Here is a 21,657-nt window from a genome sequence, read left to right as displayed (position 1 = left end):
CACCGGCGTTGTGCCTTGTTTCACGCCGTATCGTTTCAAGTCGTTTCCCATGCCGTTCGCCATGGCTCGCATGAGCCCCCGTCATTGCGCGCTTCGGACCCTCCGGCACGCACAAATCACGCTTTAGACGGAGCACCCCATGCATCCGATACGGATGGTACGCGGGCTGTTCGGCGGCCTGTTCTGGCGTACCTTCTTTCTCATCGCCCTGCTCATCGGTGTCAGTCTCGCCGCCTGGTATCAGAGCTTTCGCGTGATCGAGCGCGAGCCACGCGCGCAACGCGTCGCCCAGCAGCTCGTGTCGATCGTCAAGCTCACCCGCACGGCCCTGCTCTACTCGGAGCCCGACCTGCGCCGCGCGCTGCTTCAGGATCTGGAGAGCAACGAAGGCATTCGCGTGTATCCGCGCGAGCCTGCCGACAAGATCGAGAAGCAGCCCGGCGGTGTCGTGCAAGATCTGATCGTGCGCGACGTGCAGCGGCGTCTGGGCACCGACACGGTCATCTCCGCCTCGGTCAACGAGATTCCGGCCATGTGGATCAGCTTCAAGATCGACGAAGACGACTACTGGGTCGCCATCGAACAAGACCGCATCGACACGGCCACCGGCCTTCAACTCTTCAGTTGGGGAACGTTCGCGCTCGCCCTCTCGCTCATTGGCGCCGCCTTCATCACCGCCCTCGTGAACCGACCGTTCGCGCGGCTCGCGCATGCTGCGCGCGCCATCGGGGAAGGACAACGTCCCGAGCCGTTGCCCGAACGCGGCATGGGCGAGGCCGCCGAAGCCAACCGCAGTTTCAATCAGATGGTCGATGAACTCGATCGCCTCGAAGCCGACCGGGCGCTGATGCTCGCAGGCATCTCGCACGATCTGCGCACACCGCTCGCCCGGCTGCGACTGGAGACGGAAATGAGCCCGTCGGACGAATCGGTCAAGCGCGACATGATCAGCGACATCGAACAGATGGACGAGATCATTGGCCGCTTCCTCGATTACGCCCGCCCGGCCTCGCGGACAACGCAGTCGATCGATATGTCGGACGTCGTGCGCGATACGGTGGCGTCGTTCGATGGGCGCGAAGACCTGAACCTGAGCGTCGAACTCGCCGAGAACACGCCAGTGCTCGCCGAGCGCACGGATCTCAAACGTCTGCTCACGAACCTCATCGAGAACGCGCGCAAGTACGGCCGCGACGCCACGACCGACCTCGCGAACGTCCACATTGTCACGCGTGTGCTCGGTGAGCGCGTGGAGATGCGCCTGCGCGACACCGGTCCAGGCATTCCCGAGGAACAATTACACCTCGTCTTCCGTCCCTTCTATCGTGTGGACACCGCGCGCACGAAGGCGGATGGCACGGGTCTGGGCATGGCGATCGTTCAGCGCATCACCACGCGATACAAAGGGCACGTGTCGTTGCGGAATGTGCGTCCGGGCAGCGGCCTTGAAATCATCGTGTCATTTCCGCTTGCCAAATAGATGTTTGATGTAAAGGCACGGAAATTTGGCTATGCTCAAGGCTTGTCCTCGCGCTGCCGCGCAAAATCCTATCGACGGGATTTGTTTTAACTATCCCCGACATTTAAATAAGCTATTGCTATCATTGCATCGATAGCGTATAATGCTTTGGTTGACCGGGATCGCGTGATCCCGGTCAGTTGCTAGTCGCGATGTCCCTGTGACGTCACGACATAAACCGCACTAATTTAGGAGTCAATCGATGAAGACTGTCGGCGACAAACTCGAAGCGTTCTCGGTCGAAGCTGCCAAGCCTGGTTTCAATAACCACGAAGAAAACGGCGTGTCGGCTTTCGAAACGATCACCGAAGCCTCGTTCCCGGGCAAGTGGAAGATCATTTACTTCTACCCGAAGGACTTCACCTTCGTGTGCCCGACCGAAATCGTTGAGTTCGGCAAGCTGGCCAACGACTTCGCAGATCGCGACGCCGTGCTGCTGGGCGGCTCGGGCGACAACGAGTTCGTGAAGCTCGCATGGCGCCGTGAGCACAAGGATCTGAACAAGCTGAACCACTACTCGTTCGGCGACACGACCGGTGCTCTGATCGACCAACTGGGCGTGCGTGACAAGGCGGCTGGCGTGGCCCTGCGTGCAACGTTCATCGTTGACCCGGACAACGTCATCCAGCACGTTTCAGTGAACAACCTGAACGTCGGCCGTAACCCGGAAGAAGTTCTGCGTATTCTGGACGGTCTGCAAACGGACGAACTCTGCCCGTGCAACCGCGCAGTTGGCGGTGCAACGCTGTAAGCGTCGTCTCGAAGCCCGCGCAAGCGGGCTTTTTCAGCCCAAAGCAATAGGAGAAATTTATGGAATTCATCACCGCGATTAAGGCGCAGATCCCTGACTACGCCAAGGACATCCGCCTGAACCTCGACGGCACGATCGCCCGCTCCTCGCTGGAGGGCAACGATGCCGTGGGTGTAGCCCTCGCCGCCGCCTTCGCGGCCAAGAGCCAGCCGCTCGTCAAGGCGATTCGCGAAGCCGGCGTTCTGGCCCCGGAAGAGCTTGAAGGCGCGTTGACCGCCGCCGCGCTCATGGGCATGAACAATACGTGGTACCCGTATCTGGAGATGGCCGACAACACCGATCTCAAGAACGAAAAGGCCCAGCTTCGCATGAACGGCTACGCCACGCGTGGCGGTGTCGACCAGCGTCGCTTCGAGATGTACGCGCTGGCCGCGTCCATTGTCGGCAAGTGCCACTTCTGCGTGAAGTCGCACGCGCACCTGCTTGCCGCCGAACACGGCATGAGCACCGCGCAGTTGCGTGACGTCGGCCGTATCGCCGCTGTCATCAACGCTGCCGCCCAGGTGATCGCCGCCGAAGCCGCGTAAGGTTCACCAGCCCTCGCGAGTTCCCGCAAGCGGCCGGCGGCGCAAGCCGTCACAAAACAAAACGGCGCTACCGGATGCAACCGGTAGCGCCGTTTTTGCTTTGACAAGCCCGACGTCAAACGTCGAACGCGTCGGATCAGGCTCAGGCCATCAACGCGCTCAAGGCATGCAACATGCTCCAGACGCTCAGCGTCCGATAAGCAACGCCGCCGCCTGCGCCTCGATGCCTTCCTGACGGCCGAGGTAGCCCAGCTTTTCGTTCGTCTTCGCCTTCACGTTCACCTGACCGACGGTGACGCCCAACGCGTCGGCAATCGACTGCGTCATCGCGGCGATATGCGGCGCGAGCTTCGGCGCTTGCGCGATCACCGTGCAATCGACGTTTACGATCTCGTAGCCGTGCTCGCGCACGCGTCGCATGGCTTCCTGGAGCAGAACAACGCTGTTCGCCCCTTTGAACGTCGGGTCCGTATCCGGGAAATGACGGCCGATGTCGCCAAGCGCTGCCGCGCCGAGCACGGCGTCGGTGATCGCGTGCAGCAGCACGTCGGCGTCCGAGTGGCCGAGAAGGCCTCGCTCGAACGGGATCGTCACGCCGCCCATCACGAGCGGGCGTCCCGGTACGAGGGCATGGACGTCATAGCCCTGTCCGATGCGCAGGCGGGACAACGCTGCGAGGGAAACGGGGGAAGCAGGAGTCATAGCTTGTTCAGTCATAAAGTGTCGCCAAATGCGGGAATACGATGCGCCGGTTCCATCCGGCAAGGCTCGGGTGGGCTCAGGCCGGCTTGCCCGTACCGAGAAACGCCTCGGCGAGTGCGAAATCCTCGGGATACGTCACTTTGAAGTTGCGCAGGCTGCCGCGCACGAGCTTGGGCGCGTGGCCGATCCGCTCGATGGCGCTGGCTTCGTCGGTCACTTCGGCACCGGCGGCGAGCGCGTCTTCGAGGGCGTGGCGCAGCATGCCGAGGCGGAACATCTGCGGTGTCTGCGCCTGCCACAGGCCGTCACGCGACTCGGTCGCCCGGACGGCCGCCAGCTCCCCCTTGTGCACCGGCGCCTGCTCGCGCTTGAGCGTATCGGCGACGGGCAACGCCAGAATGCCGCCCACGGGGTCGTCGCGCAGTGCGCTGACCAGCGTGCGGATCAATTCGGGGGTAATGCCGGGACGCGCAGCGTCGTGCACGAGCACCCAATCGCTGTCCTGCGCCCCGAACTCGGTGAGCGCCTGGAGGCCGCCGAGCACCGACGCATGCCGCGACGCGCCGCCGCAGCGGCGTACCGCAAAGCGCAGCGTGCCGAAGCGCCGCCCGTCGAAATGATTGTCGTCCGGCGCCAGCACCAGCACGGTTTGCGCGAATTCGGAACACGCGTCGAACGCGGCGAGCGCGTAGTGCAGCATGGGACGTCCGCCGACGCTTCGGTATTGCTTGGGCACGTCGGCCCCGGCGCGTACACCCGCCCCGGCACACGGGATCACGGCAAAAAGTCGGTCGCTCACGATAAAACGCAGGTAAGGAGAAAGCAGGGATTTTATAATAGACGCTGACTGTCACGGGGCCCCATGCGAACGGAGCCCCGTGCTTTCCCATTTCTGCAACGTTTTCTTATGTCCTCCGCCAACGCCCTATCCCGTAGTACCGTGCCTGTGCCGCTCGTGAAAGCGGGACAGCGTTACGCTTTCGCCGGCTCGCATGCCTCAAGCGACGCCCTGCTCATCGCTCGCTATTTCGAAGAGAATCGCGCTCGCCTGCCACTGCTTGCCGTGGTGTGCGCGCAGGCCACCGATGCCCTGCGTCTTCAGCAGGAACTGAAGTGGTTCGCGCCCGAAGCCCGCGTGCGGCTGCTCCCCGACTGGGAAACGCTGCCGTACGACACGTTCTCGCCGCACCAGGATCTGGTCTCCGAGCGTCTCGCCACGCTTCACGATCTCGGCGAAAAACGCTGCGACATCGTGCTCGTGCCCGCGACCACGGCGCTGTACCGCATGGCCCCCGCGAGCTTCATGGCGGCCTACACGTTCTTCTTCACGCAGGGTGAACGGCTCGACGAGGCGCGTCTGAAGTCGCAACTCACGCTCGCGGGCTATGAGCACGTGAGTCAGGTGATGCGTCCCGGCGAGTATTGCGTGCGCGGCGGCCTGATCGATCTTTATCCGATGGGCTCGGTGCTGCCCTATCGTCTGGATCTGTTCGACGACACCATCGACAGCATTCGCGCGTTCGACCCCGACACGCAACGCAGCCTGTATCCGGTGAAGGAAGTCCGCCTGCTGCCCGGCCGCGAATTCCCGTTCGACGAGCCCGCACGCACGGCGTTTCGTGGCCGCTGGCGCGAGGTGTTCGAAGGCGACCCGAGCCGCAGCCCGATCTACAAGGACATTGGCAGCGGCGTGCCGTCGGCGGGCATCGAGTACTACCTGCCGCTGTTCTTCGACGAAACAGCCACGCTCTTTCACTATCTGCCGGCCGACGCGCAACTTGTGTTCGTCGGCGATCTGGACGCGGCCATCAGCCGCTTCTGGAACGACACGCGTCAGCGCTACAACTTCCTCTCGCACGATCGCGAGCGCCCGGTGCTGCCGCCCGAGCAACTGTTCCTGCTCGATCAGGACTTCTTCACGTTCGCGAAGCCCTTCGCGCGCCTGACGCTGCCCACGCCAGGCGACGGCAGTTGGGCGATCCCGCTGCCGTCGCTGGCGATCAACCGCCGCGCCGACGACCCGCTCGCCGCCCTGCGTGCCTACCTCGCCCGCACGCCTGCCCGTCTGCTGCTGTGCGCCGACTCCGCCGGCCGCCGCGAGACGCTGCTGCAACTGCTGCACGACAACGATCTGCGCCCGACGAGCGTCGAGTCGCTTGAAGATTTCCTGACCTCCGATCACCGCTTCTGCATCAGTGTCGCGCCGCTCGCCGCCGGCTTCCTGTTGCCGACGGAAGACCTCGCATTCGTCACCGAGAACGAGTTGTACGAAGGCCTGGCGCGTCGCGCGGGCAAGCGCCGTCAGGAGCAGGCGACGTCGGTCGACTCGATGGTGCGCGATCTGGCCGAGTTGAAAGTGGGCGACCCCGTCGTGCACAGCCAGCACGGCATCGGTCGTTACCAGGGCCTTGTCAGCATGGATCTGGGCGAAGGCGAGACCGAGTTCCTGCATCTCGAATACTCGGGCGACAGCAAGCTTTACGTGCCGGTCTCGCAGTTGCACCTGATCTCGCGCTACAGCGGCGCCGATCCCGATACCGCACCGTTGCACTCGCTGGGCTCCGGCCAGTGGGAGAAGGCCAAACGCAAGGCCGCGCAGCAGATTCGCGACACGGCCGCCGAACTGCTCAATCTCTATGCACGCCGCGCCGCGCGCTCGGGCTATGCCTTCGAGCTCTCGCCGCGCGACTACGAAAAGTTTGCCGACAGCTTCGGTTTCGAGGAAACGCCGGATCAGGCGGCTGCCATCGCGGCCGTGATGAGCGACATGACGAGCGGCCGCCCGATGGACCGTCTGGTGTGCGGCGACGTCGGCTTCGGCAAGACCGAAGTAGCGCTGCGCGCAGCGTTCATCGCCGTGCTCGACGGCAAGCAGGTCGCCATCCTCGCCCCCACTACGCTGCTCGCCGAACAGCACGCGCAGACCTTCTCCGATCGCTTTGCCGACTGGCCGGTGCGCATTGCCGAACTCTCGCGCTTCAAGACCACCAAGGAAGTGAACGCCAGCGTCAAGGCGATCAACGAAGGTCAGGTCGACATCGTGATCGGCACGCACAAGCTGCTCTCGAACGACATCCGGTTCGACCGGCTGGGCCTGGTGATCATCGATGAAGAACATCGCTTCGGTGTACGTCAGAAGGAGGCGCTCAAGGCGCTGCGCGCCGAAGTGGACATGCTCACGCTGACCGCCACACCGATTCCGCGCACCTTGGGCATGGCGCTCGAAGGCTTGCGCGACTTCTCGGTGATCGCCACTGCGCCGCAAAAGCGTCTGGCAATCAAGACCTTCGTGCGGCGCGAGGAAGACGGTGTCGTGCGCGAAGCCATGCTGCGCGAACTCAAGCGCGGCGGACAGGTGTACTACCTGCACAACGAAGTGGAGACGATCGAGAATCGCAAGGCGCAACTCGAAGCGCTCGTGCCGGAAGCGCGCATCGTCGTCGCCCACGGTCAGATGCACGAGCGCGATCTGGAGCGCGTGATGCGGGACTTCGTGACGCAGCGCGCCAACGTACTGCTGTGTACGACCATTATCGAGACCGGCATCGACGTGCCGACCGCCAACACCATTCTGATGCATCGCGCCGACAAGTTTGGACTGGCGCAGTTGCACCAGTTGCGCGGCCGCGTGGGCCGCTCGCACCATCAGGCCTACGCGTATCTGCTCGTGCACGATCCGAAGGCGCTCACCAAACAGGCACAGCGGCGTCTGGAAGCGATTCAACAGATGGAAGAACTGGGCGCCGGTTTCTATCTCGCGATGCACGATCTGGAGATTCGCGGTGCGGGCGAAGTGCTCGGCGACAAGCAGTCGGGCGAGATCCACGAGATCGGCTTCCAGCTCTACACCGACATGCTCGCCGATGCCGTGAGCGCGCTGAAAGCCGGACGCGAGCCGGATCTTACCGCGCCGCTGGCCGCGACCACCGAGATCAACCTGCACGTCCCGGCCATCCTGCCGAGCGACTTCTGCGGCGACGTGCAGGAGCGTCTCTCGCTGTACAAGCGTCTGGCCAACGGCATGCACCCGGACGCCATCGACACGATTCAGGAAGAACTCGTCGACCGCTTCGGCAAGCTGCCACAGCAGGCGCAAGCGCTCATCGAGACACACCGTCTGCGTCTGCTGGCCAAGCCGCTGGGCATCATCAAGATCGATGCGAGCGAAGACGCCATCGCGCTGCAATTCGAGCCGACGCCGTCGGTCGACCCGATGCGCGTCATCGAACTGGTGCAGAAGCATCGCCATATCAAGCTCGCCGGACAGGACAAATTGCGCGTCGAAGTCAAACACGCGGAACTGACCGACCGCGTGCGAGCCATCAAGGAAACGCTGCGTGCACTCGGCTCGCCCGGTGCGAAGGCCGCCTGATCATGTCGACGATGTGCACCCGGGCGCGCCGAAACATTGGCCACACGCCGAGCCTGTCGGACCTGCCAAATGACGCCCGAAACCGTGTGCACCGCAGCAATTTCCGTCGCGCTCCTTTCAGGCACGTCCGGGCAACCCCCCGCCCGGCGTGCCTTTTCCCGCGAGGCAAGAATGGTTGTTCACACAACCTTTTACCTCTAAATTATTTTTGAGTAACATTTCCCAGTAACAATACGTAAGAGACGTATTACACGTATGACTGGAAGATTCCCGGAGATTCGAATGACAAACGCTTCCCCCCAAGCTATCGCCCCGCAGGCCGCTCAAGAGGCCCAGCCGGCATCGCTCGACTGGATCACGAAGCTGGTCAGCATCGACACCACCAGCCGTGAATCGAATCTCGGCCTGATCGAGACGGTTCGCGACAGCCTCAAGCACGCCGGCGTGGAGCCGTGGCTCTCGTACGACGCCACCAAGCGCAAGGCCAACCTGTTCGTGACGCTGCCTGCCGCCGACGGCAACACGCAGGGCGGTATCGTCCTCTCGGGCCACACCGATGTCGTACCGGTCGACGGCCAGGCGTGGGACACCGATCCGTTCAAGCCGGTCGTGCGCGACGGCAACCTGTACGGCCGTGGCACGTGCGACATGAAGGGCTTTATCGGCTCGGTCATGACGATGCTGCCGGAAATGCGCGACGCCAAGCTCAAGACGCCGTTCCACTTCGCGTTCTCGTACGACGAAGAAATCGGCTGCGTGGGCGCGCCGGTGATGCTCGCCGAGTTGCGCGATCGCGGCATTCGCCCGGACGGCTGCATCGTCGGCGAGCCCACGAGCATGCGGGTGATCGTGGCGCACAAGGGCATCAACGCCTACCAGTGCTGCGTGCGCGGTCATGCAGCGCACTCGTCGCTCACGCCGAAGGGTTCGAACGCCATCGAATACGCTGCGCGCCTGATCTGCTACATCCGCGATCTGGCCGATCACTTCAAGCAGAACGGTCCGTTCGACGAGCTCTTCGATGTGCCGTTCACCACGGCGCAGACGGGCACGATCTCGGGGGGCATCGCCCTGAACACGATCCCGGCGCTGTGCGAATTCGTCTTCGAATATCGCAACCTGCCGGGCGTGGATGCCGAGGCGATCTTCGCGCGCATTGAGCAATATGCAGCGAACGAACTGGTGCCGAAGATGCAGAAAGAACATCCGAATGCCGGCATCGAGTTCAAGAAGATCGCCGCCGCGCCGGCGCTGGACGCCTCCGAGCAGGACGCCATCACCCAGCTCGTGCGTGCGCTGACCAAGGACACCGACAAGCGCAAGGTCGCCTACGGCACCGAGGCCGGTCAGTTCCAACTGGCGGGCGTGCCGTCGATCGTGTGCGGTCCGGGCAATATCGAACAGGCACACAAGCCCAACGAGTTCGTGTCGCTCGAACAGATCGCGCAATGCGAGTCGTTCCTGCGCAAGCTGATTCGCAGCAACACCGTCGGCGCCTGACGATGGATCGCGGCCTGAATCGCTTCAGGCCGGGTGAACATCCGATCTGACCGACGTCCTACCGGGCCGTATTCCGCTTGCCGGATGCGGCCCGTTGATTTCTATAACAAGTACGCACACCAGACAGGTTTTGGAGATCTCGCTCATGAGCGCAAGCGCAGCCCCCAACACGACGGCACCGACCACCCCCACGTCCCCGCACGCGTGGCGTGTGATCGTATCGGCCTCGATCGGTAACGCACTCGAATGGTTCGATCTCGTGGTGTACGGCTTTTTCGCCGTGACCATCGCGAAACTATTCTTCCCGACCGGCAACGATACGGTCTCGCTACTGCTCACGCTCGGCACCTTCGGCGTGTCGTTCTTCATGCGTCCGCTGGGCGCCATCGTGATCGGCGCCTACGCCGACCGCGCCGGACGCAAATCGGCCCTCACGCTCTCGATTCTGCTGATGATGGTCGGCACGCTGCTCATCGCGATCATGCCGACGTACGCCACCATCGGCGTGCTCGCCCCGGTGGGCATCGTCATCGCCCGCATGGTGCAGGGCTTCTCGGCAGGCGGCGAATTCGGCAGTGCGACGGCGTTTCTCGCCGAGCATGCGCCGCAGCGCCGTGGTTTCTTCTCGAGCTGGCAGGTGGCCTCGCAAGGCCTCACCACGCTGCTCGCGGCGGGCTTCGGCGCGCTGCTCACCGGCAATCTGTCGCCGGAAGCCATGGCGTCGTGGGGCTGGCGCGTGCCGTTCTTCTTCGGGTTGCTGATTGGGCCGGTGGCGTATTACATTCGCCGCCGTCTGGACGAGACGCCCGAGTTCCTCGACATCGAGCCGACGCAAAGCCCGCTGCGCGACACGTTCGCGAGCCAGAAGGAGCGGCTGTTGCTCGCTATCGGCGTCGTCGTGATGGCGACCGTGGCGACCTATCTGGTGCTCTACATGCCGACGTACGCCGTCAAGCAACTGGGCCTGCCGTCCTCTGCCGCCTTCTCGGCGGTGCTGCTCACGGGGGTGGTGCAACTGATCGTTGCACCGATCGTGGGTCACTGGTCGGACACCCACGGCCGTATCAAACCGATGCTGGCCGCCGCCGTGGCGCTGCTGGTGCTCGTCTACCCGATGTTCCGCTTCCTCGACGCGAACCCGACGTTCGGCTCCCTGATGGTGTTCCAGATCGTGCTCGGCCTGCTGATGACGACGTACTTCGGCGCCCTGCCCGCCCTGCTCACGGAACTGTTCCCGGTGCAGGTGCGTACCACCGGCCTCTCGCTCGGCTATAACATCGCGGCCACCGTGTTCGGCGGCTTCGCACCGTTTATCATTACGTGGCTCATCGGCGCGACAGGCAACAAGCTCGCCCCGAGTTTCTACCTGATTTTCGCCGCGCTCATCAGCATTACCGCGCTGCTGCGCAGCCGCAAGCTCGGCCTGCGCTGACCCATACGGAGACACTATAAAAGTGACGCAATCAACCCCCGCCCAGCACGCCGAGACCATCGACGGCCAGCCCGTTCCGACCCGCGAAGCCATCGCCGCGCTGCATAAGACACTCTTGCCGTACGTGCGCGAGACGCCGGTGTTTACGCGCAACGATTTTCCGACGCTCGGCAACACTCAGGTCACGTTCAAGTACGAACTGTTGCAGGCATCCGGCACGTTCAAGGCGCGCGGCGCGTTCTCGAACCTGCTCTCGCTCGACGAGGCGCAGCGCAATGCGGGTGTAACTTGCGTGTCGGCAGGCAATCATGCCGTGGCCGTGGCGTACGCTGCGCAAGCGATGGGCGTCGGCGCCAAGACGGTGATGCTCAAGACCGCCAGCCCAGCGCGCTCCGCGCTGTGCCGCGAATATGGCGCGGACCTGATTCTGGCGGAAAACGTTCATGAAGCGTTCGACGTCGTGAAGCGCGTGGAGCAGGAGGAAGGCCGCTACTTCGTGCATCCGTTCAACGGCTATCGCACGGTGCTGGGCACGGCCACGCTCGGTTACGAGTGGGCGCAACAGGCCCCGGATCTCGACGCCGTGATCGTGCCCGTCGGCGGCGGCGGACTGATCGCCGGGGTTGCCACGGCGTTCAAACTGTTCGCCCCGCACGTGAAGGTCTACGGGGTGGAGCCCGCTGGCGCGGACGCCATGGCGCAGAGCTTCGCCACGAACGGCCCCGTCAAGATGGGACCGATGACGGGGATCGCCGACAGCCTGATGGCGCCGCATACGGAGCTGTACAGCTACACGCTGTGCCGCCGTCATGTCGACGAACTGGTCACCGTGACCGACGACCAGATGCGCGCCGGCATGCTCACGCTGTTCCGCCAACTGAAGTTGGCCGTGGAGCCCGCATGCGCCGCCGCGACCGCAGCGCTCATGGGCCCGCTGCGCGAAAAGCTCGCGGGCAAGCGCGTGGGCGTGCTGCTTTGCGGAACGAACACCGACACGGCCACTTTCAATCGTCATATCGAAGCGGCGCTCGCGGCCGAAGCCAGCGCGGCCTGAAGCCAGCGCGGGCGTATCCTCATGACGTAACTCACCGACGCGGCCCGACGAGGGTCGCGTCTTCGCTTGGCCCACCCTCCGGCAATCGGTATCTCGTACCCGTACCCGGTATCCGGTGCTCCATCCCCGGTAAGGCTCGCAAGGAATTGGCATGTCCGCTACCACCGCCGCCCCTCCCGTCCTGCTGCTCGACGCCGCGCAAATCGCCGCCCTCATGCCTGTCGCCGACGCCATTCCCGTGATGTCCGAGATGTTCGGCGCACTTGCCCGCGAACAGATCCATCTGCCGTTGCGCCAGATCATTCGCCCGCCCGAGGCGCTCGGCGCGAAAGGTCTGCTGGGGATGATGCCTGCATTCCTGAGTGGTGCGGCAGGCGGCATGCCGGTCTATGGCGCGAAGGTCGGCACCTTCTTTCCGGGTAACAGCGTGCTCGGCAAGGATCCGCATCAGGGCTGCGTTCTGTTGATGAGCGGCGAGACGGGCGAGCTGCTCGCCGTCATGAACGCCGCGGAGATCACCGGCATTCGCACCGCCGCCGTCACCGGACTCGCGACGCAGTTGCTGGCGCGTCACGACGCCACCCGGCTCGCCCTGATCGGTGCGGGCCATCAGGCGCACTGGCATCTCGCAGCGCTCGCGGCGGTGCGCGCGCTAAAACACGTACGGGTAGCCAGCCGCTCGCTGGCCACAGCACAGGCGTTCGTCGACAAGGAGCAGCCGAACTACGGCTTCCGGCTCGAAGCGGCAGAGAGTGTCGAGGCGGCCGTGCGCGACGCGGACATCGCCGTCACCGTCACCAACACGACGGACCCGGTGCTGCATGGGGACTGGCTCGCGCCGGGCACCCACGTCAATCTGGTCGGCAGCAGCACGCCGCGTCACCGTGAGGCCGACACGCTGCTCATGGCGCGCGCGCAGGTGTTCGTCGACCGTCGCGAATCGACGATCCACGAGTCCGGCGACTATCTGGCTGCGGCCGCCGAAGGCCGAATCGGCCCGGACGATCTGCTCGCGGAACTCGGCGAGTTGGTGATTGGCCGACATCCGGGGCGCACCGACGCCGAGTCCGTCACGCTGTTCAAATCGCTCGGAATGGGGGCGCAGGATGTTGCGCTTGCCACTGCATTGTATGAACGCGCGCAGGGCGTGGGAGCGGGGACGCGCGTTGCGATCTGACGGGCGTGGGACGCCATCGTCCAGGCGACTGTGGCGTCACATCAATCAACGCGCGACCGATGTCACTGCCACATGTCGTGAATGCCGGTCGCCACCGCCAAGGCGACCGGTTCATAGGCCCGCCTCCGATTCTTTCTAGCGGGCAGATGCGGTTGCCTGCTTGCGCGTCGAAGCGCTTGCTCCTACGGCGAAGCGTGGGTGGTAGCCGTACGGTTGATGCGCTAAAAAATCTCCAGCGGGTTCCGAGGCTCGTGTTACTCATCCCCACAGATCACGGTTAGCGTTTGCCGCGGCCACCCGCGGGTTTCGTGCGTGGCTTTTGCGCGCCGAATGGGTTACCGCTGGACACGCTTGTGCCTTTCCCCGCAGCCACAGTACGCCGCGCCGCCGGCCTGGGTTTGTTTTCGCCACTTTGCGAGCGTGCTTTTTTGCTGGGCATCGGGATGGCGCCCGGCACAGATTGCGGCACTTTGGGCTTCTTCGGCTTTTTGGGTTTCTTGATGATCTGCCCCGTCGCGCTGGTTTGCGGCACGCGGTGTTCGGCTTCGAAACCCGGCGTTTCTTCACGAGGCAGCGTTTGCCGGATCAGTGCTTCAATCGCGGCCAGTTGGGGCGCTTCGTCGGCACACACGAGGGAGACCGCTACGCCGCTTGCGCCCGCACGGCCGGTGCGGCCAATACGGTGCACATAGTCTTGCGCCACGATCGGCAGATCCACGTTGATCACCAGCGGCAGGTCGTCGATATCCAGCCCGCGCGAGGCCACATCGGTGGCGACCAGCATATGGACTTCGCCCGCCTTGAAGCGCTCCAGCGCTCGCAGACGCGCGGGTTGCGGTTTGTCGCCGTGGATGGTGTCGACCGAATAGCCCGCCTCATCCAGCATGGCCGCCAGGTAATCCACACCATTGCGGGTTTTGACGAACACCAGCGCATGCTCCCAATGGTTTTCGGCCACGAGGTGCATGAAAAGGTCGGGCTTGTTCTTTTTATCCACCGTTACCACCCACTGCTTGATCTTGCTGGCCGTGGCATTGGGCGGGCTGACGCTGATATCGACCGGGTTGCGCAGAATGCTCTGTGCCATGGCGCGGATATCGTCGGTAAACGTGGCAGAGAACAGCAGCGTCTGACGCTGAGCGGGCAAGGCAGCAAAGACGGCGTTGAGTTCGCGGGCGAAGCCCAGATCCAGCATGCGGTCGGCTTCATCCAGCACCAGCGTCTGGACCTGGTCAAACTGCACTGCATTCTGACGGTTGAGATCGAGCAAACGGCCGGGCGTGGCGACGAGCACATCCACGCCTTTGCGCAACTTCATCATCTGCGGATTGATACTCACACCGCCGTAGGCCGCGAGAAATCGCAAGTCGAGGCCCTTACCGTAATCGATAAAGCTTTGCAGCACTTGTTCGGCCAACTCACGCGTGGGCACCAGCACCAGAACGCGCGCGCGGTTGCTGGACACTGCCGGGCCGTGTTGCACCAGCCGTTGCAACAGCGGCAGCGCAAAACCCGCCGTTTTGCCAGTGCCGGTCTGGGCCGCCGCCATGACGTCCTTGCCACTGAGCACAACAGGAATCGCCTTAGCCTGCACCGGCGTAGGTGTCTGGTATTCGAGATCCTGCACATTGCGCAGCAAGGGATCGATCAGGCCAAGCGAGGCAAAGGACATGGATGTATTCCGGGCTAAAACCGCAATTCTAGCGGTTACTGCGCCGATTGCATCGGGTGGGTGAGGCGGGCCTTTTCGACTCGGATGCAATTAAACATTTATGGATGACTGCCGTTATCTTTCCAGCAGTCTCTCGTCGAAGGTCAGGCCGTAGCAATGCCCACGTCAAGACCGGTCGGAAATGGGGTGAGCTTCCCATGAGAGGGACATGGGCCGTTATTATTATGAGAAAGAAAAAATGGATTTGAAATTACGATATTGCATCGCATCTGCACTGCTCTGCACCATGCTGACGGGGTGCGAGGATTCGGAAATTGGTCTGGTGAAAGCTGCCACTTACCCGGCCGATCAGACGCACACCTATGGTTCCGCCCTGTCCAAGCGGGCCGCCTGTAAAAGTATCACCTGGAAGACGTTCACGGATGACAGCAATCGATCGGCGGTCGAGTATCGCTGCGAACTAAGCGATGCAGTTCCCCAGTTGAACAAGGTCCGCGACACACAGATTGAGGAAATCAACGGCTATCTTAAAGCGAGCAATGAAAACCTCGGGAAAGCCATTGACGGGGTAGCCGGCGATGCGGCTCGTTATGCGAAGCTCCTCGAAGAGAAGAAAGCGGAACTTCAGCAAATCGACGAGAAGAGCCAGGCACAAATGGCGAACATGGACGGCCCGTCGGCCTTGAAAGCCAAGCTGGTGTCGGACGCGTCCAGGGCATATGTTGCATCTGAAGTTGCACGCTATCAGGCGGAATTTGACAAGGCAAATTCTGGCGAGAGCGCGGCATCGCTGAAAGGGTCGATGCAAAGCTATCAGGAGCGGTATGCAAATGACATATCAAATCTCCACAGGAAGTATGACGGGGTTAAATCCGTCACTGAAGTCATCCGGTGGGTCGTCAAGGACAAGGAGGTCATCCCCGCATACTTCGGCTTTGAAGTCGATTCGGAGCTGGGAAAGAAAAGCAGCGATAAGTCGTCTCAGTTCAAGGGATATCTTCAACAGATTGTCCTGAACCGCGGACAAGACTACGTTGCTTTTATCGCGCCCAACGTACTTGTCGGAATTTCCGCTACGACGAATAAGTAGCACATCGTCTGCGCATATGCGGGTTCAAATACCATCAATCAATGTCCGGATCCGTCCGGTTCCGGTCTGCGGGAGGTCTGTTGGTGAGCGTCGTCGGCTCGTAAGATGACATCATCGTCACCCGACCTCATGGAGTCGCATATGCCGCAAAGCCCCGCTTCCCCAACGTCCCGCACCGCCCTGCTCGTCATCGATGCGCAGGAATCGTTTCGTCAGCGTCCGTTCTGGCGTGACGACGATCTCGCCGTGTATTTCGAGCGTCAGCAAGCCCTCATCGACGGTGCCGTGGCACGCGGCGTGCCAGTTGTGCAAGTGTTCCATGTTTCGGCGGGCGCGTTCGCTCGCGAGTCCGGCTTCGTGCGCACGCTCGAAGAACTGCGCATCGACCCCACGTTTACGTTGGATAAGACGAAGCACAGCGCACTGGCTGGCTCCACGCTCGGGGCATGGCTGGTGCAGCATGGCACTACGCGCCTGATCGTTTCCGGTATTCGCACGGAGCAGTGCTGCGAGACGACGGCCCGCGCCGCGTCGGACGCGGGTTATGCCGTCGACTTCGTCACGCAAGCCACGCTCACCTTCCCGATGACGCATCCGCGCACCAAGCGTGAGCTGTCCGTCGCCGAGCTCAAAGAACGCACGGAAACCGTGCTCGTCGACCGGTTCGCACGCATCGTCACCGTTGAGGAGGCGCTCGCGGCGGTGTAATGTCGCTGTTGTGTCGGCGCAGTGCCGGGGGTCATCCCAGCGCTGTCCGAATCTGTCCTAAGCCATTTCCGGCCCCTTGCGATGCCACGACTGCAACCCGTCTACCTGCTGGTCATGCCCAACACGCTGCTGCTCGACGTGGCAGCGCCAGCGGAAGCTTTGCGCATGGCCAATCATCAGCAGAACGACGTCCGCTTCGTGTTGCGTTACGTCGGCACGCAACCCTCTGTAGTCACCTCGATTGGCCTGCGTCTCTCACCGCTTGAGGTGCTGCCGGACGACATCCCCAACGATGCCTGGCTGGTCGTGACGGGAACCGTCGAGAAGCCGCTGCCGCTGCACATGCCGGTTGACGACTCGTCGGGCGGGATGACATCGCAAGTTGCCGAGTTCGCCGAGTTCGCTAGGTCTGCCGGGTCCGCGAAGTCTGGTAAATCAGCTAAGCCGGCCGAGTCCACCAGATCCGCGGGGGCGCTTGAATCCGCCGAATCCGCCGAATCCGACGAGACCACCGAATCCCGCGCCGTCGCGTGGCTCAAACGCGTAGTACGTCCGACGCACCAACTCGCCTGCATCTGCACCGGCGCATTGCTCGCGGCCCGGGCCGGCTTGCTCGACGCCCGCGCATGCACCACGCACCACGGCAGTTGCGACGCCTTGCGCGCCCTCGCCCCGAGCGCCCGCGTGGCCGACAACCGGCTGTATGTGCACGACGGCAATATCTGGACGAGCGCCGGCGTGACGACCGGGCTCGACCTCATGCTCACGCTCATCGCCAACGCCACCGATCCGCTGTGCGCGGCGGCCGTGGCGCGTCAGATGGTCGTCTATGCGCGGCGCGCAGGCGCAGACCCGCAATTGTCGCCGTGGCTCGAAGGCCGCAACCATCTGCATCCGGCACTGCATCGCGTGCAGGACGCCATCGCCGCCGACCCAACACATGACTGGACGCTCGCCGCCATGGCGGACATCGCCTGCGCGAGCGAGCGCCACGTCACCCGGCTCTTTCGCGAGCATGCCGGGGTCGCGCCCATCGACTATCTGCATCGCCTGCGCATCGCGCTCGCCCGTGAAATGCTTGGCAACAGTCAACTCGATCTGGAGCACATCGCCGAGCGCACGGGGTTTGGGTCGAGCCGTCATCTGAGACGCGTCTGGCAAAAATTCGACGCCCTCCCGCCCAGCCGCGCACGCCGCGAATCGCATCTCCGATAGCAGGACTCGACACATCAGGATAGGTACGCCCGGCCGCATAGCGGCGTGGGACGTCGCAGCCTCCGCCCGCCAGCGCAGCTACCATGGCGCAGCACGATACGTGCACCGATAGCGCGCCATGCCAGCCGATAGGCACGTCCAATCGCACAGCGGCGTGGCGCTTCGCCACGCACCACCCGATAGCGCACGCGATACGTACATCGATAGCACATGCGGGCGCCACGTCGCGCCAACCTCCAAACCACCCGGGCGCCGCTACCCGCACTTGGACCACGATCTGCCGGGAATCCCCGCGGCCGGGTCCGCAACCCTGTAAAATGCCGGTTTCGCGCGACCTCCGTCCCCGCGCGCAGTGGCTAACACTCATTCTTCAGATGGCACACGATCTCGTCATTCTGGGAGCCGTCGCTCCCGCCTCGTCCGATTCGGCATCCACGCAGCAACACACCCCGCCTGCGCTTTTTCCGCCTGCACGTCAGTCCGCAATTCGTGCGCTGATTCGCGGCGCTGAGCCGGAATTTGCGCCGGGTGTGGCCCGGGTGCGAGATGTCGTCGACACCCCTGCCCTGCGCGCCGCCATGGACGCGTTCTCGCAGCAGCATCAGGTCGATGCCGTTCTCGTGGACAGCGCGCGCCATCTCACGGATTTCAAGCTCGTGGCCATGGATATGGACTCGACGCTCATCACCATCGAGTGCATCGACGAAATTGCCGATTACTGCGGACTGAAGGCGGAAGTCTCGGCCATTACGGAAGCCGCCATGCGGGGCGAGATCAAGGACTTCAACGAGAGCCTGACGCGTCGCGTAGCCCTGCTCAAAGGGCTCGACGCCAGTGCGCTGGAGAAGGTGTTCGACGAACGTCTGCAATTGTCGCCGGGGGCGCAAAGCATGCTGCGCGGTGTGCAGGCGCTGGGCATTCGCACGCTCTTGGTGTCCGGTGGTTTCACGTTCTTTACCGAACGACTGAAGTCGCGTCTGAATCTGGACGTCACGCGGGCGAACACGCTGGAAATCGTCGACGGCAAACTGACCGGCCGCGTGCTGGGCGAAATCGTCAATGCCGAAGTCAAGGCGCGCACGGTGACTGAGGTCGCCGCACAGTTCGGCGCCCGGCCCGATCAGGCGATCGTCATGGGCGACGGATCGAACGACTTGCAGATGATGGCCATCGCCGGATTGTCGGTGGCGTTCCGCGCCAAGCCGGTGGTGCGCGAGAAGGCGTCCGTCGCGTTCAATTACGTCGGGCTCGACGGCCTGTTGTCGTTGTTCCGCAAGGACTGAGCGCCTCCAGAGTGCCGATTGAGGGCGGTGCGGCATGCGTTCGACGCTTGCCGCCCCGCCACACTGGCTCAACCGCCCAGGTGCGCCTTCAGGCTCGCCTCGATATCGGCCTGCAAGTCACGTACGTCTTCCAGCCCCACGTAGAAGCGCACGAGCGCGCCCTTGTGCGGCCACGGCGTTGCCGTGCGCATCGACGGCACGCGGTACGGCACGACCAGACTGTGCGCGCCGCCCCAGCTGAAACCGATCTTGAACAGTCGCAGCGCTTCGATGAAGGCATCGACCTGCGCCTGCGAGTAGCGCTCGTCGAACACCACCGAAAACAATCCGCCTGCGCCCGTGAAGTCACGACGGAAATGCTGGTACCCCGGGCAATCCTCGAATGCCGGATGCAACACCGCGGCAATTTCATGACGTGTGCCCAGCCAGGTCGCGAGCGTCATCGCCGCGCGGTCGTGCGCCTCGAAACGCAACTGCATATTCGGCAAACTGCGCAGCACGAGACTGCAATCGTCGGCAGACACCCCCACGCCCATGCGCATACGAGCCTGCTTGAGACGATGGTGCACGTGATCGTCGATGGTCACGACCGCCCCCATCAGGATGTCGCTGCCGCCCGACTGGTACTTGGTGAGCGCCTGCACGGAGATGTCCACGCCGTGATCGAACGGACGGAATGCGAGGCCTGCGGAATACGTGTTGTCGATGGCGGTGAGCACACCGCGCTCGCGGGCCACGCGGGCAATGGCCGGAATGTCCGGCACTTCCATCGTCACCGAGCCCGGCGCTTCGAGCCAGATCACCTTCGTATTGGGTCGAATCAGCTCGGCGATGCCCTCGCCGATCATCGGATCGTAGTAACGCACCGTAACGCCCCACGACTCGGCAAGCCAGTCGCCATGCTCGCGATTCGGGCCGTAGGCGTTGTCCGGAATCAGCACGTCGTCGCCGCTACGGATCAGGCCGAAGTACACGTTGGAGATGGCCGCAAGACCCGACGGAAACAGCAGGCAATGTTTGCCGCCTTCGAGCGCCGCCAGACGTCGCATCAATTCCATCGACGTGGGCGTGGCGTGCAGGCCGTAGCGCCACTGACTGTCGTTCTTCCAGTCCAGCGCGCGCATGGCGGCCAGATCGGGGAAGACAACCGTCGACGCACGTGCCACCGGCACCGGCATGGCAGCGAAACCGGCGGGCAACTGTGTGTCGGTGTGCAGAATATTGGTTTGCCAGTGCCAGCCATTGGCTTCCGGCGTATCGAGGGGCTTGCGGTTGTCTTGCGTCATTACAGCTCCGGAAAGGCTCGGGCCGGCAAGAACGCCGGCCCCCGGGAGAAACTTACACGCGCTCGAACACGGCGGCAATGCCCTGACCGCCGCCGATGCACATGGTCACGAGCGCGTAACGCCCGCCAACGCGCTGCAACTCGTGCAACGCCTTGACCGTAATGAGCGCGCCCGTCGCGCCGATCGGGTGCCCCAGCGAAATGCCCGAACCGTTCGGATTCACCTTGGCCGGGTCGAAACCGAGATCGCGCGTGACGGCGCACGCCTGCGCGGCAAACGCCTCGTTGGCTTCGACCACATCGATATCGTCGACCTTCAGGCCGGCACGCTCCAACGCCTTGCGCGACGCCGGGACCGGCCCGATGCCCATGTAGTTCGGATCGACGCCGGCGTGCGCATAGCTCACCAGCCGTGCCAGCGGCTTGGCCCCGCGACGCTCGGCCTCGGCACGCTCCATCAGAATGAGCGCCGCAGCGGCGTCGTTCAGACCGGACGCGTTCCCGGCGGTGACGGTGCCGTCCTTCTCGAAGACCGGACGCAGCTTCGCCATGTCCTCCATCGTCACACCCTCGCGCACATGCTCGTCGGTCGTGAAGGCTACGTCGCCCTTTTTCGTCTTCAGCGTGATCGGCACGATCTGATCGGTGAAGTAACCGGCCGCCATCGCGCGCGCAGCGCGCTGATGCGATTCGACAGCGAGACGATCCTGATCTTCGCGCGTGATCCCCCACTGCTTCGCGATGTTCTCCGCCGTCACGCCCATGTGGATGTTCGCGAACGGGTCGTGCAGCGCGCCGAGCATCATGTCGACCAGCCGCGATTCGCCCATGCGCGTGCCCCAGCGAGCACCCGGCATCACGTACGGCGCGCGGCTCATGCTCTCCGCGCCGCCGGCCATCGCCACGTCGGCATCGCCCAGCAGGATCGCCTGCGCGGCGGAGATCACCGCCTGAAGGCCCGAGCCGCACAGACGGTTCACGGTCATCGCGGGCGAGTGCTGGCTCACGCCGGCGTCGATGGACGCCACGCGTGCGAGATACATGTCCTTAGGTTCGGTATGGATGACGTTGCCGAACACGACGTGTCCGACGTCTTCACCGCCGACCTTCGCGCGAGCCATGGCTTCGCGGGCGACGATGGCGCCGAGCTGCGTTGGCGCGAAATCCTTCAGGCTGCCGCCAAAATCACCAATCGCGGTGCGCACACCGCTGACGATCACGACCTCTCGTTGCATGTCTCTTCTCCGGGTGGATATAGGTTTGCAACGAGTATAGCGCCGTAGGGGTTACCGCGATGGCGGGCTCAGTGG

At 63.5% G+C, this 21,657-nt stretch carries 17 protein-coding genes; 12 read left to right on the top strand and 5 right to left on the bottom strand.

Annotated elements, in window-relative coordinates; all coding sequences use genetic code 11:
* Positions 1-139 precede the first annotated feature (139 nt).
* The 3 genes from ACIPHM_RS21210 (at position 140) to ACIPHM_RS21200 (ending at position 2,857) form a co-directional block, all read left to right on the top strand.
* The gene (locus ACIPHM_RS21210) at positions 140-1,480 is read left to right on the top strand and encodes an ATP-binding protein (protein WP_400332609.1); all 1,341 of its coding nucleotides are present in this window, start codon (positions 140-142) and stop codon (positions 1,478-1,480) included.
* A gap of 241 nt (positions 1,481-1,721) precedes the next feature.
* Complete coding sequence (locus ACIPHM_RS21205) at positions 1,722-2,270, top strand: peroxiredoxin (RefSeq protein WP_150558585.1); 549 nt, start codon at positions 1,722-1,724, stop codon at positions 2,268-2,270.
* 59 nt (positions 2,271-2,329) lie between these two features.
* The gene (locus tag ACIPHM_RS21200) at positions 2,330-2,857 is read left to right on the top strand and encodes a carboxymuconolactone decarboxylase family protein (RefSeq protein WP_400332606.1); all 528 of its coding nucleotides are present in this window, start codon (positions 2,330-2,332) and stop codon (positions 2,855-2,857) included.
* Positions 2,858-3,043: 186 nt separating this feature from the next.
* Here ACIPHM_RS21200 and ispF read toward each other — a convergent pair whose 3' ends face one another.
* On the bottom strand, positions 3,044-3,559 hold the full coding sequence (gene ispF, locus ACIPHM_RS21195; RefSeq protein ID WP_400332603.1) for a 2-C-methyl-D-erythritol 2,4-cyclodiphosphate synthase: 516 nt from the start codon (positions 3,557-3,559) through the stop codon (positions 3,044-3,046).
* Between the two features lie 76 nt (positions 3,560-3,635).
* A complete protein-coding gene (gene ispD, locus ACIPHM_RS21190) occupies positions 3,636-4,358 on the bottom strand; it encodes a 2-C-methyl-D-erythritol 4-phosphate cytidylyltransferase (RefSeq protein WP_400332600.1) in 723 nt (240 codons plus the stop codon).
* A gap of 108 nt (positions 4,359-4,466) precedes the next feature.
* On the opposite strand from ispD, the gene mfd reads away from it, so the two are divergent.
* The 5 genes from mfd to ACIPHM_RS21165 all read left to right on the top strand — a co-directional run bounded on the left by mfd (position 4,467) and on the right by ACIPHM_RS21165 (position 13,094).
* Entirely contained in the window at positions 4,467-7,931 is a 3,465-nt protein-coding gene (gene mfd, locus ACIPHM_RS21185; protein WP_400332597.1) for a transcription-repair coupling factor, read from the top strand.
* A gap of 282 nt (positions 7,932-8,213) precedes the next feature.
* Complete coding sequence (argE, locus tag ACIPHM_RS21180) at positions 8,214-9,431, top strand: acetylornithine deacetylase (RefSeq protein WP_400332594.1); 1,218 nt, start codon at positions 8,214-8,216, stop codon at positions 9,429-9,431.
* A gap of 145 nt (positions 9,432-9,576) precedes the next feature.
* Positions 9,577-10,863 carry an MFS transporter gene (locus ACIPHM_RS21175; protein ID WP_400332591.1) on the top strand — a complete coding sequence of 429 codons (1,287 nt, stop codon included), beginning with the start codon at positions 9,577-9,579 and terminating at the stop codon, positions 10,861-10,863.
* 22 nt (positions 10,864-10,885) lie between these two features.
* Positions 10,886-11,917: a threonine/serine dehydratase gene (locus tag ACIPHM_RS21170; protein WP_400332588.1), complete on the top strand. Its 1,032-nt coding sequence runs from the start codon at positions 10,886-10,888 to the stop codon at positions 11,915-11,917.
* A 151-nt stretch (positions 11,918-12,068) separates the two neighbouring features.
* A complete protein-coding gene (locus ACIPHM_RS21165; protein ID WP_400332586.1) occupies positions 12,069-13,094 on the top strand; it encodes an ornithine cyclodeaminase family protein in 1,026 nt (341 codons plus the stop codon).
* Between the two features lie 277 nt (positions 13,095-13,371).
* On the opposite strand, the gene ACIPHM_RS21160 is transcribed toward ACIPHM_RS21165, so the two are convergent.
* Positions 13,372-14,766: a DEAD/DEAH box helicase gene (locus ACIPHM_RS21160; RefSeq protein WP_400332583.1), complete on the bottom strand. Its 1,395-nt coding sequence runs from the start codon at positions 14,764-14,766 to the stop codon at positions 13,372-13,374.
* A gap of 208 nt (positions 14,767-14,974) precedes the next feature.
* Between ACIPHM_RS21160 and ACIPHM_RS21155 the strand changes: the two genes are divergently transcribed.
* From ACIPHM_RS21155 to serB, 4 genes are all read left to right on the top strand, one after another.
* On the top strand, positions 14,975-15,856 hold the full coding sequence (locus tag ACIPHM_RS21155) for a hypothetical protein (RefSeq protein WP_400332581.1): 882 nt from the start codon (positions 14,975-14,977) through the stop codon (positions 15,854-15,856).
* Between the two features lie 141 nt (positions 15,857-15,997).
* On the top strand, positions 15,998-16,564 hold the full coding sequence (locus ACIPHM_RS21150; protein WP_400332578.1) for a cysteine hydrolase family protein: 567 nt from the start codon (positions 15,998-16,000) through the stop codon (positions 16,562-16,564).
* Between the two features lie 81 nt (positions 16,565-16,645).
* Positions 16,646-17,779, top strand: coding sequence for a GlxA family transcriptional regulator (locus tag ACIPHM_RS21145; protein ID WP_400332575.1), 1,134 nt, complete (start codon positions 16,646-16,648; stop codon positions 17,777-17,779).
* A gap of 374 nt (positions 17,780-18,153) precedes the next feature.
* Positions 18,154-19,062, top strand: coding sequence for a phosphoserine phosphatase SerB (gene serB, locus ACIPHM_RS21140; protein WP_400332572.1), 909 nt, complete (start codon positions 18,154-18,156; stop codon positions 19,060-19,062).
* 68 nt (positions 19,063-19,130) lie between these two features.
* On the opposite strand, the gene ACIPHM_RS21135 is transcribed toward serB, so the two are convergent.
* Together ACIPHM_RS21135 and bktB are read right to left on the bottom strand one after the other, a co-directional pair.
* Positions 19,131-20,348: a cystathionine beta-lyase gene (locus tag ACIPHM_RS21135; protein WP_400332570.1), complete on the bottom strand. Its 1,218-nt coding sequence runs from the start codon at positions 20,346-20,348 to the stop codon at positions 19,131-19,133.
* 52 nt (positions 20,349-20,400) lie between these two features.
* On the bottom strand, positions 20,401-21,582 hold the full coding sequence (bktB, locus tag ACIPHM_RS21130) for a beta-ketothiolase BktB (protein ID WP_400332568.1): 1,182 nt from the start codon (positions 21,580-21,582) through the stop codon (positions 20,401-20,403).
* Positions 21,583-21,657: the final 75 nt, after the last annotated feature.

The sequence above is a fragment of the Pandoraea sp. NPDC087047 genome (genome assembly GCF_044745225.1).
Classification (GTDB): Bacteria; Pseudomonadota; Gammaproteobacteria; order Burkholderiales; family Burkholderiaceae; genus Pandoraea.
Note: the sequence above shows the minus strand (reverse complement) of the source record. Positions and strands in the feature narration are given on the sequence as shown.

Bases quoted from the DNA above. Each gene is read 5' to 3' on its own strand.
- ACIPHM_RS21210 (WP_400332609.1), top strand. From the start codon at position 140: ATGCATCCGATACGGATGGTACGCGGGCTGTTCGGCGGCCTGTTCTGG.
- ACIPHM_RS21205 (WP_150558585.1), top strand. From the start codon at position 1,722: ATGAAGACTGTCGGCGACAAACTCGAAGCGTTCTCGGTCGAAGCTGCC.
- ACIPHM_RS21200 (WP_400332606.1), top strand. From the start codon at position 2,330: ATGGAATTCATCACCGCGATTAAGGCGCAGATCCCTGACTACGCCAAG.
- ispF (WP_400332603.1), bottom strand. From the start codon at position 3,559: ATGACTCCTGCTTCCCCCGTTTCCCTCGCAGCGTTGTCCCGCCTGCGC.
- mfd (WP_400332597.1), top strand. From the start codon at position 4,467: ATGTCCTCCGCCAACGCCCTATCCCGTAGTACCGTGCCTGTGCCGCTC.
- argE (WP_400332594.1), top strand. From the start codon at position 8,214: ATGACAAACGCTTCCCCCCAAGCTATCGCCCCGCAGGCCGCTCAAGAG.
- ACIPHM_RS21175 (WP_400332591.1), top strand. From the start codon at position 9,577: ATGAGCGCAAGCGCAGCCCCCAACACGACGGCACCGACCACCCCCACG.
- ACIPHM_RS21165 (WP_400332586.1), top strand. From the start codon at position 12,069: ATGTCCGCTACCACCGCCGCCCCTCCCGTCCTGCTGCTCGACGCCGCG.
- ACIPHM_RS21160 (WP_400332583.1), bottom strand. From the start codon at position 14,766: ATGTCCTTTGCCTCGCTTGGCCTGATCGATCCCTTGCTGCGCAATGTG.
- ACIPHM_RS21155 (WP_400332581.1), top strand. From the start codon at position 14,975: ATGGGCCGTTATTATTATGAGAAAGAAAAAATGGATTTGAAATTACGA.
- ACIPHM_RS21150 (WP_400332578.1), top strand. From the start codon at position 15,998: ATGCCGCAAAGCCCCGCTTCCCCAACGTCCCGCACCGCCCTGCTCGTC.
- ACIPHM_RS21145 (WP_400332575.1), top strand. From the start codon at position 16,646: ATGCCACGACTGCAACCCGTCTACCTGCTGGTCATGCCCAACACGCTG.
- serB (WP_400332572.1), top strand. From the start codon at position 18,154: ATGGCACACGATCTCGTCATTCTGGGAGCCGTCGCTCCCGCCTCGTCC.
- ACIPHM_RS21135 (WP_400332570.1), bottom strand. From the start codon at position 20,348: ATGACGCAAGACAACCGCAAGCCCCTCGATACGCCGGAAGCCAATGGC.
- bktB (WP_400332568.1), bottom strand. From the start codon at position 21,582: ATGCAACGAGAGGTCGTGATCGTCAGCGGTGTGCGCACCGCGATTGGT.